Genomic DNA, 15,664 nt, shown 5'->3' on the forward strand with positions numbered 1-15,664 from the left:
TGGCATCCCTGTACGCTCGGCCAGCCCAGAAAAGGCATATACTGCGCCGACAAACATCCGATCGATGCTGCTGGTCCTGTGTGTTGATCTCGACGATGACCTCGGTCGCAAGACGGGCTTTTCGACGCCGGTTATCGGCCGCGAGCCCGTCGAAGAGGCAGCCGTCGCGCTCGCGACCGCAGATCCGGAGGACTCGGATGTCAACGTCATCTTCCAGGGGTTGCACATCTACGACGACTTAGACGAGCGCGACGAGAGCGTCGAGGTCGCCGTCGTCACCGGGAACGACGAGGGCGATGTCAAGGCCAACCGAGAGGTCGGTGACGAGGTCGATACCGTGCTTGCAAGCCTCTCGACCGCGGAAGACGTCACCACGCTCGTCGTCACCGACGGCGCACAGGACGAATCCGTGATCCCGATCATCCGCTCGCGAGTGCCGATCGACGGCGTCCGTCGGGTCGTGGTTAGGCAAGCTCAGAATCTGGAGTCGATGTACTACACCATCAAGCAGGTGCTCGACGATCCCGAAACGCGGGGAACGGTGTTGATCCCGCTCGGAATTCTCCTCCTCATCTACCCGCTCGCACTGCTCGGGAGCGCGCTCGAGATGCCCGGCTTGGTGCTTGGAACGACGTCGGCACTCCTCGGTCTCTATCTCATCTCGCGCGGGTTGGGTCTCGGCGAGCGACTCGACGCGGCGGTCGAACGCGCTCGCCGCTCGCTGTACGCCGGTCGGACGACACTGCTCGCGTACGTCGTCGCCGCCGCGCTGTTCACCCTCGGTGGGATGAACGGACTGAACACCTTGGAACGAGTGCAGCGTGAGACCACTGGCCGCGTGAGCGCGCCGGTAATGGTCGCCGCGCTCGTCTACGGGTCGATCCAGTGGCTCGCAGCGGCCGGGATTACGACGAGTCTCGGCCAAATCACCGACGAGTACATCGCGGGGACCTTCGAGTGGCGCTACCTCAACGCACCGTTCTACGTGCTCTCGATTGCGATCGTCCTCCACGCCGTGAGCGCCTTTTTCCTCGGTATCGTTACGATCACGTATCTCGCAACGGCGCTGACAGCCGGCACGCTCCTTGGTATCGGAAGCACCCTGCTCTTTGCAGTCGCGGAGTCGAAATTTGCCGACTCGAACGCGGGATCGGAGAGAGGAACCGAAACTGGTGCGGGCTCCCGGTCGGACTCGGATCTTGGTCCGGGTCCGGGGCCGGAGCCGAGTTCAAACGCAAACGCACACCTGAACGCAAGATCGGCGACGAATACGGAGTCGGAAGCTGAGGCGGAATCGGAGGAGCGACATGCGACGGACAACCCTCCCTAATCCTCGACGATTCTCGATACCCATCGATAATCCACCGTCGTCACACCGGGTGCACGTTGCGGTTGCATCCCATCCTCTCCCACCTCCATCCCCACTCGCGTTCATATCGACCGCTATCGCTCCCGTTCGACGACGAACTCTGCCAACTGTTGCAGATACGCGCTGGCATCCGGATCGGCGGCCTCGACTCGATCCAGGGCGGCTAACGCTCGGTCGGCTTCCGATTGCGCACGGGCATTTGCCTCCTCGGGAGAGAGGTCGGTTACCTGGATGACCGATGGGCGCTCCATGGCGGCATCGTGGCCGGTCGGCTTTCCTAACTCCTCGGCATCGGCAACCGCGTCCAGCACGTCGTCTCTGATCTGGAAGGCGACGCCGACTCGTTCGGCGTACTCGCCGAGCGCCTCGACCGTCTCCGGCTCCGAATCGGCGGCGATCGCCCCGAGTTCAGCCGCGGCTCGGAAGAGCGCGCCGGTCTTTCGTCTCGCGAGCGTCATGTACTCCGCTTCGGAGGCGGGCTGGGCGGAGAGTTCGGTCGCTTCGCCGACGCCGAGTTCGACCATGGCATCGCTGACGGCGCGCATCGCGTCGGGATCGGCGGCGAAGAGGTCGAAGGCTTCGCCGAGGAGGCCGTCGCTGGTGATGATCGCGGGGCCGTGGCCGAAGGCGGCCCAGGCGCTTTCGGTGCCGCGGCGCAGTTCCGAGCGATCGATGATGTCGTCGACGACGAGGGAGGCGGTGTGGACGAGTTCGATGCCGACGCCGAACTCGACTGCGTCCTCGGCGGTGCCGCCGACGGTCTCGCAGGCGAGAATGGTGACCATCGGCCGGACGCGTTTGCCTCCGGAGAGCGTGACGTGGCGCACTTCCTCGGAGAGCGCCTCGGGGTCGATACCCTCGACCACGTCGTGGAGACGTTCCTCGATTAGCGCCCGTCTGCGCTCCAGAAGTTCCATTGGCAGCGTTTGGGAAGGTGGGAAAAAGTACGTGACGGTTCGGTCGACGGTTCGTGAGTGCGTGTCTTAGTTCGCCCCGTTCGCGCGGTTCGAGCCGTCAGTTGCTCCCATCGTCGACTTCGTCGTAGGTGAACGGATCGACGGGTTCGTCGTCCGTTTCGGCTGTCTCGTCGTCTGTATCCGTCTCAGTATCGGCATCGTCGCTGGATTCGGTTTCGACGTCGTTCGAGTCGGAATCGGATTCAGACGCGGACTCAGTTTCGGAGTTAGCATCTGAGTCGGATTCTGAGTCAGGTTTCGCCCCACTCGCCGCCTCGGTATCGGCCGTGTCGTCGCTCGTCGATTCGTCCAGGATCGTGCCCGAGCCACCGGTCGCACCGGTCGCCGCGAGTTCAGCCGACGCGTCGTCGGTACCGGCGTCGGTTTCGAGATCGGTCTCGTCGAACTCGAGCGTTGGCTCGTAGTCGCCGTCGACGAGTTCGCCGGGCGAGACGCCCGCTGACTCGACCGCGGAATCGGTGTCGAAGCGGTCGAGCATCTCGTTCAGGTGTGAGGCCTGGTTGGCGAGCGAGCCGGCGCTTTTCGTGACTTCCGAGAGGGCGGAAGTCTGTTCCTCAGCAGCGGCGGCGACGCGCTGGGATTCGGTCGCCGTCGATTCGGAGATGTCGGTCGCTGTCGAGACCATGGCGACGACCTCCTGGGTCGAGGCGGCCTGCTGTTCGGTCGTCGCGGAAATCTCTTGGACGCCGTCGTTGGTCTCCTGTGCATAGTCGGCGATCTCGTCGAGCGCCTCCGCGGCGTTCTCGACCGCGTCGACGTGCGAGGAGATCTTGTCCGCCGTCTTCTCGACCTCCGTCGCCGTCCGTTCGGTGCGGTCGTTGATCCGCTCGAGACGCGTCTCGATGTCCTCGGCCGTCTCCTTCGTGTCGGCGGCCAGTTCCTTGACCTCGGCGGCGACGACGGCGAACCCTTCGCCTTTCTTGTCCCCGCTGCCGCTCCGGGAAGCCTCGATGTTCGCGTTCAGCGCGAGCATGTTCGTCTCGCGGGCGACCTCCGTGATGAACTCGATCAGTTCGTCGATCTGTTCCATCTCGGCGGTGAGGTCCTCGATGGCCTCGACGGTCTCGGTCGATTCGGCTTCGATTTCGTGCATGCCTTCGATCGCCTCGCGGGCCGCTTCGCGACCGTATCGGCCTGTTTCGGCCGTCTGTTCGGCGATGTCGGCAACCTGGTTTGACGAGGCGGCGATCTGTTCGGTGGTCGCCGAGAGGCCGCTCATCTCGTCGGAGACCGCCTGCAGGTTCTTGTTCTGTCGGTCCGCGCCGTCGGAAATCTCCTGAATGGAGTGACTGACCTGCCCGGACGCGGAGCGAACCTCCTCGGCGCTCGCCGTGACTTCCTCGCTCGCCGCGGCCACCTCGTCCGCGAAGGACTTGACGTGTGCCGTCGTCTCCTCGAGTTCGTCGACCATTTCGTTGAACGCGACGGCGATGTCAGTCATCGCCTCGTTATCGCTTTCGGGATCGAGTCGCTGCGTGAGATCGCCTTCGGCGCACAGTTCCATCACGTCGCGGTACTCGTCGGCCTTCGATTCGAGGTGGTGGTTCATCGCCTCGGTCTCGGCGCGTGCTTTCTCGGCGTCCGCGCGGGCGGATTCGGCCTCCTGAATCTGGTCTCGCAGCGACGTGCGCATGCTGTCGAAGCCGTCGTAGAGACGCCCGATCTCGTCGATACGGGACGTTTCGAGGTCGACCTCGAGATCGCCGCCTTCCATCGCCGCCGCCCGGTCGCGAAGTTCGGTGAGCGGGACGACGGTCTGTCGTCCGAGCACGACGCCGACGAGTCCGAGCGCAACCAGGCTCACGAGGACCATCACGATGACGTTCGTGCCGACGTCGCTCGCGACGCCGTAGGCCTGCTCCGTGGGAACGGTCGTGACCGCGACCCACTCGGTGTCCCCGACGGGGACGTACGCCTGAACGACATCCTCGTCTTCGATCTGGCTCGACCGACCGCCGAGAGCGCCTTCAATCGCGTCCTCGTCGGTCTGATTCGTGAACTCGCTCGAACCGGTCTGGAGCACGGCGTCACCGCGCTGGTCGACGATCGCCGTCGATCCGGCTGCCCCGTCCTGCTGAAGCTGATCGACGCGGTACTCGAGCGTTCCGATAACGACCATCACGTGGTCGTCCCGCTCGGGGACCGGGCTCGCGAAGGCCATCACCTGATCGTTCAGGGCCGCGGATTCGTAGGCCTGCTCCGAGTTCCAGACGTCCTCGTCGAGCGTGAGTTCATCTTGGAAATCGGTCTCGGACCACGGGTCCTCGACGGCGTCGAGTTCGGTGCCGCGAAGTTGGGCGTCCGTACTCGTGAGGACTTCACCCTCGCTGGTATCGACGTAGTGGATCGCCCGCACGTCGACGCCCATCCGCGCCTGTTCTTCGACGATCGCGCCCTGGATCGCCTGCACGTCGCCGTCCTGGACGGCCGGCGTTGCGGACGCGGTCCGCGTCTGGACGTTCATGGTTTCGATCCAGTCGCCGATCGCGTCGGCCTGCAACTCGGCCGTCGACTGGAGCTGGTCGCTCGAATCGTCCCGCACCGTCTGGTCGATCTGGGCGTAGCTGACCGCGCCGATGGCACCGATCACGAGCACGACCGCCAGGATCGAAATTACGAACTTGAACAGGTAGCGTCGTCTGATGAACGACGGCACCAGTTTCGAAAGCGTCGACATCAGGCGCTCACCCGCTCGAGTTCCGTAATACCGCCATCTGCCTGTTCGTCGAACTCCCAGTACGAGAAGTTCGCTCCCATCACGTCGCCGTTCTCGTCGAACGTAACCGAACTCGAGGCGCCCTCGTAAGCGACGTTCTCACCCTGCGCTGCGCGTTCGAGTCCCTCGGCGAGCGACGCCGGCGTGATCGTCTCCCCCGGCGTATACGTCACGGACCGCATCGCGTTTCTGATCGCCGTCCCGTCGTTTTGCCCGGCGTAGGCGTTCGCGAGCAACAGGACCGCCGACGCGTCGTAGGAGTGGGCCGTAAAAAGCCCTGGTTCCTCGTCGTAGGCGTCGACGTACTGCTCGCTGAACTCGTCGTAGCCCGGTCCGCTTGCGAGCGGGGCCGTCCCGCGGATTCCGTCGAGCGAGTGCTCGGTGCGTTCGTGGAGCGTGCTCTCTTGCATCCCTTCGGTGACGAGGACGTCGACATCGTCGCGCGCACCGCGGTCGGCCAGGTCGTCGAACAGCTGCGCCCCGGTATCGGGGTAGCCGATAACGACCAGGAGGTCGGGGTCGTCCGCCAATGCGGTATCGAGCGCATCGTCGTAGGAGTCTGCACCCTCCGTGACGGCCACTTTAGCAGTGACCGTGCCGTCCTGTTCGGATTCGAACGCCTGCGAGAACGACTGTGTGAGCTGCCAGCCGTAGTCGTTGTCGACGTACAGGGACGCCGCGCTTTCGGCACCGAAGTCCGCAACAGCCTGTTCGGCGAGCGCGACGGCCTGCAACGAGTCCGACAGCGCGGTGCGAAAGCTCAGTCCGGCGTCGTTCACCGAGGTGATCGTCGGCGAGGTCGCGCCGGCCGAGCAGTTGACGACCCGGTACGGAATCAGTACCTGTTGGGTCGCCTGCAGCGTCACGTCGGAGGCCAGCGGCCCATTGACCATCGGGTAGCCCGCATTGACGAGGTCGTTCGCGCTTTGGACGCCCGCGCTGGGCGAGGTCTCCGTGTCGCCGACCTGATAGTCTATCGATAAGTCCGTTTCATCCTCAAATCGTTCGATCGGTAACAACGCAGCATCTCGAGTCGCTGCACCGATCCCCTCGAGGCCGCCGCTGAGCGGGCTCAGTATCCCGAGTTTGAGTGTTCTGTCTGTACCACCGACACTGTCGTCGGCTTGTTCATCCGTGCCAAGCACGGGAACGTCAGAAAGGCATCCGGCAAGCCCGCCAAGTGATGCGGTACCGGCCCCCACCAAGAGTTCCCGGCGATTCGGTCGGAACGTCATATCCGTGCTATCAGATTACTGGTTTATAATTGTGCTGTACAGTCACCGAAAACTGTATAAATATATCTGACACTCTCTTCAAATGATTAATTATTGGTCGGTGTTAACTATACACGTGGCTGTTCGAGAGACGGAACCAGCGGTGCGGAACTGATATTCTATAGACAGCCTCCTGCAGAAATTCCCCTCTATAATCCTCGTTTATGACTACTAACCGCCACAAAGCCGCAGTGAGGAGAGTTCGTTACTGGAATTCCTCGGTCAGCGCCGGGACAACGTCGAAGAGGTCGTCGTGGATCGCGTAGTCGGCGATGTCCATGATCGGCGCGTTGGGGTCCGTGTTGATCGCGACGATCGTATCGGAACCTTTCATGCCAGCGACGTGCTGGACCGCACCGGAAATACCGATCGCGATGTAGACATCGGGCGTGACGACTTTCCCGGACTGGCCGACCTGCCGGTTCTTCGGCAGCCAGCCGTTGTCGACGATCGGGCGCGACGAGGAGACCGTCGCGCCGAGTGCGTCCGCGAGATCGCGGATGATGTCGAGGTTCTCCTCTTCCTCGATCCCGCGGCCGACGGAGACGAGCACGTCCGCCTCGCTGATGTCGACGTCGCCGCCGCCGACTTCCTCGAAGCCGTTGACGGTGGAGCCGACCGCGTCCTCGTCGATATCGGCGTCGAACGCTTCGACGGACGCATCGCCGGTTCCTTCCGCAGCGGGCCACTCTGCCTCGCGGATCGTGACGACGGCCTCGCCGTCGAGTTCGTTCGTCGTCTCGACCTTGCCCCCGTACATCTCGCGGGTCGCGGTCAGCGTCTCGCCGCTGGTCTCGAGGTCGACCGTGTCGGTGACGACCGGCAGTCCGAGTCGGTTTGCGACGGCGGGCGCGTAGTCGAGGCCGTTGACGCTGTTGGGCGTGAGAACGTACTGCGGTGCGAGTTCGTCGTAGAGTTGCGTGATCGCCTGCGTGTAGACGTCGTGGTTGAACTCCTCGCCGTGGGAAACGGTGTGGATTGCGTCGACGCCCTCACGGTTTACCTTCTCGGCGAACTCGTCGACGGTGCCGCTGATGACGGCCAGATGGAGGTCGCCGCCGGTCTCGTCGGCGAGTTCGCGCCCGGCGGTAATGAGTTCGTAGCTGGAGTCACGCAGTTCGCCGCGGCGGTGGTCAGTGACTGCGAGGACGTCCGTCATGGGGCCACCCCCTTGTCGCGGAGCAGTTCACCTAACTCCGCGGCCGTCTCGTCGGCGCTGCCCTCCCAGATTGTGACGTCGCTCTCGCTCTCGGGTTCGTACATATCGGTGAGTTCGAGGGCGGACTCGACAGCGCTCTCGTCGACGCCGAGATCGGCGAGCGTCTGCACGTCGAGTTCCTTGCGCTGAGCCTGGCGAATACCGCGCAGACTCGCGTAGCGTGGTTCGTTGATCCCCGTCTGAATCGTCAAGACGGCAGGCAGTTCGATTTCGGTAAGTTCCTCGACACCCCCCTCGAGTTCTCGTCGGACCGAGGCGGCGTCGCCGTCGAACTCGTGTTCGAGGTGGTTGACGACAGCGCCCCACTCGTAGCCGATGTCCGCGGCGAGGGAGACGCCCGTCGCACCGAAACTGTCGTCGCCGGCCTGGACGCCGGTTAGCACGAGATCGGGGTCCTCTTCTTCGACGACGGCGCGCAGGATTTCGGTCTTGGCACCGACATCGAGCAGGTCGACACCGTCGAGGGAATCGTCCCAGACGCGAACCGCGCGATCCGCACCCTTGGCGAGTGCTTGGCGGATGGTCTGTTCGCAGTCTTCGGGGCCGATGGTTACCGTCACGACTTCGTCGGCGACGCCAGCTTCCTGGAGCTGCACGGCCTCTTCGACGGCGTAATCGTCCCACTCGTTGAGGTCGGCACCGAGGTACTGGTCCGCAATCTCCGTTCCCTCGATTTCGAACTCGTCTTCGACGGTCGCAACTTCCTTGACCGTAACGAGGATCTTCATCGTTTATCACTCGCACGTCACCCCCGTAAACGTTTTCGAAACGCACAGTATTGGAGTCGGCGTTCACTTGACACGTCGATCTCGGTCCGTCCCGTCCGCGTTCGTGGCCGAGAGGCGAATCCGTGCGACCGGCATCGGCCAGCGGACACACGAGCACCGAGGATCGGCGGCTCGACGGCCACCGCGCGCACACAAGACGGAAACGGTTTAACGCCGCCACCGGTAGTACACCGTATGGCAGACTGTCCACTGGCCGACGACTGTCCGAGTTTCTCCGAACGGATCTCGGGAATGGGCTGTCAACACTACGGTGACCGTGGCGGGAAAGAGTGGTGTAACCACTACAGCCAGCCGATCGAGGACCTGAAGACACAGCCGGTCAAAGCCGGCGAGGAAGTCGTCATCGATGTCGTCGACATGCACGAAAGCGGTGCCGGCGTCGGGCGAACCGAGGACGGGTTCATCGTCATGGTCGACGGCGTGCTCCCGGAGGCACGCGCTCGCGTGGAGATTACGCGGGTACACAGCAATCACGCGCGTGCAGAGGAGTTGGAACTGCTTCCGATGGACGGTGAACTCGACGAATCGGACGGGGACGAACCCGACATCGACGAAACGACCGCAGACGCGGATTCGGACGACACAGCGGACGAGAATGACGACGGTGGTACTGAGACTGAGACCGACACCGACACTGACACCGACAGCAGCCAGACTCGTGAACGCCTCGGCAGCCGCGAGAACTTCTGGGGCTCCTGATCGGCCTGTCGAGTCCGGGACCACACGTTTCGAGTGGACAGTCGACCGTCGGTCACCGGACACGGAACACGGGACACCGATTCCCCATCATCGTCGACGGCCATCCGGACCATCCGCACACAACCCACAATTGGACAGTCATGCGGTCGATGAACTCGATTTTGCGATCCGTTGGCGACCGGTTCGTTCCCGAGAGCGTCAGTCTGAGGGAGCGACCGGGAAAGCTTTGATCCCGCCTCCGTTTAGTTCGAATACGCCATATGAGCACGCGAGTTCAGGACGAGAAGAGCCGTCCCGCCGGTAGTGGTGCCGGTGCACGGAGGCGGTCACGATATCCATGATCGACGAGGTCGACGAGTTGCTCGCGGAGATCGGTTTCGAGGCCGAGACGAGCGTGCTGACCGATCGGCAGGCCCAGGTGCTCGCGTTGCGCGAGCGGGGGACTTCCCAGGCCGATATTGCGGCCGCACTCGGGACCTCGCGGGCGAACGTCTCTTCGATCGAGGCGAGCGCCCGCGAGAACGTCGAAAAAGCCCGCGAGACGGTCGCCTTTGCGGAGGCGCTTCGCGCGCCGGTACGCGTTCGCGTTCCGGCCGGTACCGACCTGTACGATGTCCCGAACCGAGTCTACGACGCCTGCGACGACGCTGGCGTCAAAGTCGATCACACCGCACCGGATCTGATGAAGGTCGTCAGTGACGCGGCGGGGCCGGCAGTCACCGGACGACAGATTTCGACGCCGCTGATCATCGGTGTGACCTCGGAGGGGATGGTCCGCGTTCGCCACCAGGACGGCGAGTAAGTGCCGCGACGAGCGGGGCTGAACGGCGGGAATGAGGCGAATGGGGGGAATGAGGACGAACGGCGGGAACGGAAACGCGAGATTCGACGCCAACAGCCCCCGATCAATTTGGTTCTCCGCGTCGTCGCTTGGCTATGGACCTCGATTTGGCCGATGACACGGCAATGGTCACTGCCGCCAGCGATCTCGGCTTCGCGAGCGCCCGGTCACTGGTCGGGGAGGGTGCGAACGTCACCATCTGTGGCCCAGACGCGGATCGTCTTGCGGAAGCACGCGATGAACTCGATGCCACCGGGGCCGGCGACGTCCTCGCACTCGACGCCGACCTCACGGACCCCGACGCGATCTCGCGACTCGTGAGTCGGACCGCCGACGAGTTCGGCTCGCTAGACCACCTCGTCACCGATGCCGGCTGGCCGCCGCGGACGTCGTTTCTCGAAACGGACGAACAGGACTGGTACCGGGCCTACGACCTGCTCGTGATGAGCGTCGTCTGGACGGTCGAAGCGGCGCATTCGCACCTGCTCGATGGGGCGAACAGTTCGATCACCTGTCTCACCGCACACACCGTTCGCGAGGTCGGCGATGGACTGGTACTGTCGAACTCGGTCCGACGGGCCGTTCTCGGTCTCGTGAAGACGCTCGCTCGCGAGTTCGCGCCGGAGATCCGTGCGAACGCGGTTCTGCCGGGGCGGTTCGAAACGTCTCGTGAGGGCGTCCCCGGTGGTGCCGTCAGCGGTGGGGGTGATACCGAGGTTGAGGCCGAGGTCGATGCGGACGCCGGCACTGATACTGATACCGATACCGACACCGAGGGAGACACCACTGCACTCGACCGCGACGTACCGATGGAGCGACTCGGCGACCCAACTGAACTCGGCGACGTGGTCGCGTTCCTCGCGAGTTCGCGCGCGAGTTTCGTTACCGGGGCTGCAGTGCCGGTCGACGGGGGGTTGTTACGCAGCTAGTTGTTGTTCGGTTAAGCGTCACGGATCGTAACGTACTCGGTCGCCCTCCTGGGAGTGGGGGTGTGTCAGAGTCCGTGCCCGCGCCCGCTTTCGCGTCTGTGTATCGGCCGGTCCAGTTCGCAGGCTACGTCGCGCTTTTGCTGACACCCGCCGCGTTGCTCATCAGCGCCGTCGCCGGTCTCTCTGCTCTCCCTGCTTTCTCTGCGGGAAGCCTCGGCGTACAAACGGGGATTGCACTCACCCTCACCGGAACTGCCGCGGCCGCCGCGGAACGCAACCGCGTCGTCGACGAGTTCGCTCTCGATGCCGCCGGCTTCGACCGAGCGGACGGCCGCGACGCGATCGCGGTCACCGTCGGCGCTCTCGTCACCTACGGTGCGAGCGTCGGTGCTGAACTCGGGCCGGTGCTTGCATCCGCGGCGGTCGGACTGGCTGCCGGCCTCGCCCTCCCGCGGGTCGCGGTCCCGCTCTACTGCGGGTCGTTCGTCGGCATGGCCTCGCCGGCGGTGTTTCCCGGCCCCGAGTTCGTCGCGGTCGCCGGCCTGCTCGCCGGCCTCGCGTTCGTGGCGACGGCCGAGTCCTTCGGGGGCTTCGGCGGCAAACTCGGGACGATCGCCCTATTCGGCTGCATCATAACAGTCGCGTGTCTGGGTCTCGAATACGGCGCGACGAGCGCGCCCGCGTGGGATCTCGTTCCGATCGTCGTTCCGGTCGCGGCTGTCGCCGCCGTCGCGACCGTCCTCCTGGGTCTCCGCCTCGAACTGGGGGCCGTCGTCGGCTCCGCGCTCGTGGGCACCGTCGCCGGAATCGCGTTCCCGCTCGCGCTCGCTGAACTCGGGACGACGCTTGCGACCGTCGCGTTCTGTGCCTCTTTCGTCGGGATGTCGAGTACGGAGCGGCTGACGACGGCGGGTCACGTTGGGGTTGCCGGCGGGCTGTGCGGACTCGTCTATCTCGCGGTGACGCCAGCGGTCGCCGGTGCGGGCGGCAAACTCGGGACGACTGCGTTCGTCTCCTGTATCGCCCTCGTCGGTCTCGAAGAAGTGCGTGATGCTGTGGCCGTCTCGGGCGAATAACCGGTAAGAAATCACAACGGCGGCTGCGAGCGTTCGGCGAGCGAGCGCTTAGTCGGCCGAGATCGTACAGGTTCCGTCGTAGGAGACGTCTTCGACGGATTCGATCTCTGGATCGTCGCCGCAGACGGGACAGGACGGATTCGATAGTACGTCGACGGTCTCGAAGGTCATGTCCATCGCATCGTAGAGGAGGAGACGGCCTTCGAGGAGGTCTCCCTTCCCGAGCAGGTACTTGACGGCTTCGGTCGCCTGGATGCAGCCGACGGTGCCGGGGAGTACCCCGAGGACGCCGGTGGTCGCACAGTCGGGAACGGTTCCGGGTTCGGGTGCCTCGGGGAAGATACACCGGTAACACGGCGGATCGTCGTCGCCGCTGCGCTCGTTCGTGAACGTCGTTACTTGTCCTTCGAACCGGTAGATCGCACCGTGACAGAGCGGTGTTTCGGTGAGGACGCAGTGGTCGTTAAGCAGATAGCGCGTCGCGAAGTTATCGCTCGCGTCGAGGACGAGATCGTAGTTGGCGACGAGTTCAGCCACGTTTGTCGCGGTCAGACGCGTTTCGTGGGTTTCGATGTCGATGTCGGGGTTGAGCGCGGCGACGTAGTCGGCGGCGCTGTCGACTTTCGGGCAGCCGACATCGTCGTCGCGGTGGACGATCTGTCGCTGGAGGTTCGACCGTTCGACGACGTCGTCGTCGACGATGCCGAGGCGGCCGACGCCTGCGGCTGCGAGGTACTGGATCGCCGGGGCACCGAGGCCGCCTGCACCGACGACGAGGATACTGCCTTCGAGGAGGCGCTGTTGGCCCTCGGGACCGATTTCGTCCATGATCACGTGTCGCGAGTAGCGATCGAGTTGGGTGGCATCCAGACGCAGGTCGCTCATGATCGAGTGTTCGGGCGAGAGGTGGAAAAGTTCGCGGGTCGGACAGAGTGAGAGTGCGGTGTCGCTGTCTCGTTCTCGTAGTGGTGTCCGTCGGTGCGGTTCCGGAAGTGGTTCGAGCAGAAGTGTGTGCATGTGCATCTATGTCTGTGTGGGTTATAGCCCCAAGATATCGGCAGCGTCTTCAGTGACCCCACAATTTAAGACTGTGCCTGTCGTTCACACACTTATGGCATCCGCACCCGATGATGCCGGTGACGTTTTCGACCAGTTCCTTACTGACCGCGGGCACGCTGTCGATGAAGTCGGCTGGGAACGCGAGTATAACAAGAAACAGTGCCCCGAGTGTAGCGGGCTGCACGATCTTTCTGCGAGTTCGTGTACAGTCTGTGGGTGGGAGCCATCGGTATAGGGCTGGCTGACGACGGCCGACGCCGGTAATTTCCGCCAGTCGGTGACGATACAATTATAATGGATAGATCACCAATAGGTCACCGAAGAGGACCTATGCCGGAATGCCAGAACTGCGGGTCGTTCGTGACGGATGCGTACGCCCGCGTTTTTACGCCTCGTAACGTCGATGAGCCCCGCGTCTGTCCGGAGTGTGAGGATAAGATTCGCGACGGAGCGGACGTTCGAACCGCTCGCTCATCACGGAATACGTGAGTTGTGGCTGTGGGTATCGGTGCTGACGCTATAGAAGACTCTGGGAGCAGCTTCGAGACGGCGGCTCGATACTAACCGTGGGACTGTCGCTGCCATCGCTACTGGTACAGCACTACGGAACGATCTGCGATCCGTTCTGTCAGTATCGGCGGTGAGGCGGTCTGTTGTGCCGATTTCTTTGCGTAACTGCAGGACGGGTCGCGGCTGCGCCGGAACTGTTTGACAGCAGTCTATCTGGGTGCTGGCGATTGTCGTCCGGTGTCCGGCCGTGAGAAGCGTGTACAGGCCATCTAGCGCTCGGGGAAAACCCACGTCACTTATGGGTGTCGCGCCCCTGAACAGGGATAATGGCTACCACGGAGACGAAGGTGACCCGGTTGTTCGGTGGTCCGGGAAGCGGGAAGACGACGGCGCTTCTCGACCACGTCGAAGATATTCTAGAGCAGGACGGTGTGACGTTTCGGGACATCCTCGTCGTTTCCTATACGCGAGCAGCAGCACAGGAGGTTCGCGAACGATTGGCCGACCGACTCGGCGAGAGTCCGCGTGCACTGCAGGGCAACGTCTGTACGATGCACGCCAAGGCCTACGATCTTCTCGATCTCTCTCGGAGCGACGTTATCGGCGAGTCGGACAAAGAGGAGTTCTGCGAGGACTACGGCCTCGAGTTCGAGGACGAGTACAGCGGTGCCGGTCGCCGAACCGCCCGGTCGACGACGATCGGAAACAAGGTTATCGCGACGAGCCAGTGGCTCCAGCGAACGCGACGGGACGTCTCCGACTGGTACGACGTGCCGTTCCAGTGGGACGACGAGGAGGTCCGACTGCCGCCGGAGATCGACCCGAACGCACAGGAGGGTAACAAGTACACGCCGACCTGGCCGAGCGACGACGACCGAATCGACGTTCCGGAAGCGATTCGCGCCTGGCGCTCGTACAAAGGTGAGCAGGGCAAGATCGGCTTTGCGGACATGCTGGAGCGGGTCCGACAGCGATCGCTGCTCCCGAGCGTCGACTACCTCGTTATCGACGAATTTCAGGACATCACCACGCTCCAGTACGACGTGTACGACGAGTGGAAATCCCACATGGAACAGGTCCTGATCGCCGGCGACGACGACCAGGTCGTCTACTCCTGGCAGGGCGCAGACCCCGCACTCTTGCTCGAAGAATCGGTCGACGACGACGTGATTTTGCCGAACTCCTACCGGCTGCCGTCGAACGTGCTCAACGCGGTCAACCAGGAGATTCGCCACATCGATCACCGGCAAGACAAAGACCTCAAGCCGCGCAAGGAAGGCGGCGCAGTCGAGGCGCGACGGAACGCATCGATGCTCGACGTGGTCCGAATGGTCCGGCGCACCCTCGCCGCGGACGCCGGGACGATCATGATCCTCTTTCGGGCGCGCTACCAGATGTTCCAGTTCATCGACGAGTTCATCACCGAGGGAGTGCCGTTTACCTCGCTGACGGACCAGCGGATGTGGACCGATCGGCTCACCCAGTACGTTCGCGCCGTGGAGGCGATCGACGCGGGCGACGACGTAACGGGCCTGCAGGCGCGTCGCCTGGCGGATATGCTTCAGGAGTCGGCTTTCGGGACCAACGAGCGCGACGAGCTGTTCGATACGATCGACGAGCGCCAGGAAGAGGCAGGGATCGACGACTTGCAGGAACTCATGATCCCCGCCAAAGTCATCGAGGACCACGCGCCGTTCATGCCCGGCCCCTCCTCGGCCGGCGACATGGTGCGCAAGGTGACGAACTTCCAGAAGAAGAGCATCCGCTCGTACTTCGGTATCGGGGAGTACACCGGCATGGACACCGACCGCGTCCGCGTCGGCACGATCCACTCCGCGAAGGGCCGTGAGGCGGATCACGTCATCGTCGGCACCGACCTCACCGAGAAGGTCGTCGAACAGATGGTCGCAACCGTCGACGACCCCACGGACGTCCCCGGCTGCGAGGAGTTCACCAAGACGACCTCGCCCGTCCCCGTCCTGACGGACAACGAACGTCGCGTCTTCTACGTCGGCATGTCCCGCGCCCGCGAACGGCTCGTCATCCTCGAAAACCTGGTCGACGGCGCGCCGACGCTGCCGATCGACGTGTTGCTCCACAACCGGCTCACCGAGACGCCGCTCGAGGAGCTGATCGAAACGGCCCAGCAACCGGCCGATGCAGACGCGACGAGCGAGGACGAACTCGAAGCCGAAGCGCCGTAAGTC

Annotated in this window: 13 protein-coding genes; 7 read left to right on the forward strand and 6 right to left on the reverse strand. The window is 63.7% G+C overall.

Going from position 1 to position 15,664, the window contains the following annotated elements; all coding sequences use genetic code 11:
* The first annotated feature begins 64 nt into the window (after positions 1-64).
* Positions 65-1,330 carry a DUF373 family protein gene (locus SM755_RS07010; RefSeq protein WP_323172040.1) on the forward strand — a complete coding sequence of 422 codons (1,266 nt, stop codon included), beginning with the start codon at positions 65-67 and terminating at the stop codon, positions 1,328-1,330.
* 113 nt (positions 1,331-1,443) lie between these two features.
* Here SM755_RS07010 and SM755_RS07015 read toward each other — a convergent pair whose 3' ends face one another.
* The 5 genes from SM755_RS07015 to SM755_RS07035 form a co-directional block, all read right to left on the reverse strand.
* The gene (locus SM755_RS07015; RefSeq protein WP_323172041.1) at positions 1,444-2,286 is read right to left on the reverse strand and encodes a polyprenyl synthetase family protein; all 843 of its coding nucleotides are present in this window, start codon (positions 2,284-2,286) and stop codon (positions 1,444-1,446) included.
* Positions 2,287-2,383: 97 nt separating this feature from the next.
* Positions 2,384-5,023 carry a methyl-accepting chemotaxis protein gene (locus SM755_RS07020; protein ID WP_323172042.1) on the reverse strand — a complete coding sequence of 880 codons (2,640 nt, stop codon included), beginning with the start codon at positions 5,021-5,023 and terminating at the stop codon, positions 2,384-2,386.
* Positions 5,023-6,297: an ABC transporter substrate-binding protein gene (locus SM755_RS07025; RefSeq protein WP_323172043.1), complete on the reverse strand. Its 1,275-nt coding sequence runs from the start codon at positions 6,295-6,297 to the stop codon at positions 5,023-5,025. Before SM755_RS07025 ends, SM755_RS07020 begins: the two co-directional genes overlap by 1 nt.
* Before the next feature lie 244 nt (positions 6,298-6,541).
* Complete coding sequence (locus SM755_RS07030; protein WP_323172044.1) at positions 6,542-7,495, reverse strand: electron transfer flavoprotein subunit alpha/FixB family protein; 954 nt, start codon at positions 7,493-7,495, stop codon at positions 6,542-6,544.
* Entirely contained in the window at positions 7,492-8,283 is a 792-nt protein-coding gene (locus tag SM755_RS07035) for an electron transfer flavoprotein subunit beta/FixA family protein (protein WP_323172045.1), read from the reverse strand. Before SM755_RS07035 ends, SM755_RS07030 begins: the two co-directional genes overlap by 4 nt.
* A 234-nt stretch (positions 8,284-8,517) precedes the next feature.
* Between SM755_RS07035 and SM755_RS07040 the strand changes: the two genes are divergently transcribed.
* The 4 genes from SM755_RS07040 (at position 8,518) to SM755_RS07055 (ending at position 11,888) form a co-directional block, all read left to right on the forward strand.
* Positions 8,518-9,042 carry a TRAM domain-containing protein gene (locus SM755_RS07040; RefSeq protein ID WP_323172046.1) on the forward strand — a complete coding sequence of 175 codons (525 nt, stop codon included), beginning with the start codon at positions 8,518-8,520 and terminating at the stop codon, positions 9,040-9,042.
* Between the two features lie 337 nt (positions 9,043-9,379).
* Positions 9,380-9,844 (forward strand): Tfx family DNA-binding protein, encoded by a 465-nt coding sequence (locus SM755_RS07045; RefSeq protein WP_006665680.1) that lies wholly within the window; start codon positions 9,380-9,382, stop codon positions 9,842-9,844.
* Between the two features lie 134 nt (positions 9,845-9,978).
* Complete coding sequence (locus SM755_RS07050; protein WP_323172047.1) at positions 9,979-10,812, forward strand: SDR family oxidoreductase; 834 nt, start codon at positions 9,979-9,981, stop codon at positions 10,810-10,812.
* Between the two features lie 98 nt (positions 10,813-10,910).
* Entirely contained in the window at positions 10,911-11,888 is a 978-nt protein-coding gene (locus SM755_RS07055) for a hypothetical protein (protein WP_323172591.1), read from the forward strand.
* A gap of 48 nt (positions 11,889-11,936) precedes the next feature.
* Here the strand turns inward: SM755_RS07055 and SM755_RS07060 are convergent, their stop codons facing one another.
* Positions 11,937-12,773 carry a molybdopterin-synthase adenylyltransferase MoeB gene (locus SM755_RS07060; protein WP_323172048.1) on the reverse strand — a complete coding sequence of 279 codons (837 nt, stop codon included), beginning with the start codon at positions 12,771-12,773 and terminating at the stop codon, positions 11,937-11,939.
* 226 nt (positions 12,774-12,999) lie between these two features.
* Between SM755_RS07060 and SM755_RS07065 the strand changes: the two genes are divergently transcribed.
* Both SM755_RS07065 and SM755_RS07070 read left to right on the forward strand, forming a co-directional pair.
* Positions 13,000-13,182: an HVO_0416 family zinc finger protein gene (locus SM755_RS07065; RefSeq protein ID WP_083867296.1), complete on the forward strand. Its 183-nt coding sequence runs from the start codon at positions 13,000-13,002 to the stop codon at positions 13,180-13,182.
* A gap of 601 nt (positions 13,183-13,783) precedes the next feature.
* Positions 13,784-15,661: an ATP-dependent helicase gene (locus SM755_RS07070; protein WP_323172049.1), complete on the forward strand. Its 1,878-nt coding sequence runs from the start codon at positions 13,784-13,786 to the stop codon at positions 15,659-15,661.
* Positions 15,662-15,664 lie beyond the last annotated feature (3 nt).

This window comes from Natrialba sp. PRR66 (assembly GCF_034808065.1).
Classification (GTDB): domain Archaea; phylum Halobacteriota; class Halobacteria; order Halobacteriales; family Natrialbaceae; genus Natrialba; species Natrialba aegyptia.

What these genes read in the sequence shown, in the direction of transcription:
- SM755_RS07010 (WP_323172040.1), top strand. Translation starts at nt 65, where the DNA reads ATGCTGCTGGTCCTGTGTGTTGATCTCGACGATGACCTCGGTCGCAAG.
- SM755_RS07015 (WP_323172041.1), bottom strand. Translation starts at nt 2,286, where the DNA reads ATGGAACTTCTGGAGCGCAGACGGGCGCTAATCGAGGAACGTCTCCAC.
- SM755_RS07020 (WP_323172042.1), bottom strand. Translation starts at nt 5,023, where the DNA reads ATGTCGACGCTTTCGAAACTGGTGCCGTCGTTCATCAGACGACGCTAC.
- SM755_RS07025 (WP_323172043.1), bottom strand. Translation starts at nt 6,297, where the DNA reads ATGACGTTCCGACCGAATCGCCGGGAACTCTTGGTGGGGGCCGGTACC.
- SM755_RS07030 (WP_323172044.1), bottom strand. Translation starts at nt 7,495, where the DNA reads ATGACGGACGTCCTCGCAGTCACTGACCACCGCCGCGGCGAACTGCGT.
- SM755_RS07035 (WP_323172045.1), bottom strand. Translation starts at nt 8,283, where the DNA reads ATGAAGATCCTCGTTACGGTCAAGGAAGTTGCGACCGTCGAAGACGAG.
- SM755_RS07040 (WP_323172046.1), top strand. Translation starts at nt 8,518, where the DNA reads ATGGCAGACTGTCCACTGGCCGACGACTGTCCGAGTTTCTCCGAACGG.
- SM755_RS07045 (WP_006665680.1), top strand. Translation starts at nt 9,380, where the DNA reads ATGATCGACGAGGTCGACGAGTTGCTCGCGGAGATCGGTTTCGAGGCC.
- SM755_RS07050 (WP_323172047.1), top strand. Translation starts at nt 9,979, where the DNA reads ATGGACCTCGATTTGGCCGATGACACGGCAATGGTCACTGCCGCCAGC.
- SM755_RS07060 (WP_323172048.1), bottom strand. Translation starts at nt 12,773, where the DNA reads ATGAGCGACCTGCGTCTGGATGCCACCCAACTCGATCGCTACTCGCGA.
- SM755_RS07065 (WP_083867296.1), top strand. Translation starts at nt 13,000, where the DNA reads ATGGCATCCGCACCCGATGATGCCGGTGACGTTTTCGACCAGTTCCTT.
- SM755_RS07070 (WP_323172049.1), top strand. Translation starts at nt 13,784, where the DNA reads ATGGCTACCACGGAGACGAAGGTGACCCGGTTGTTCGGTGGTCCGGGA.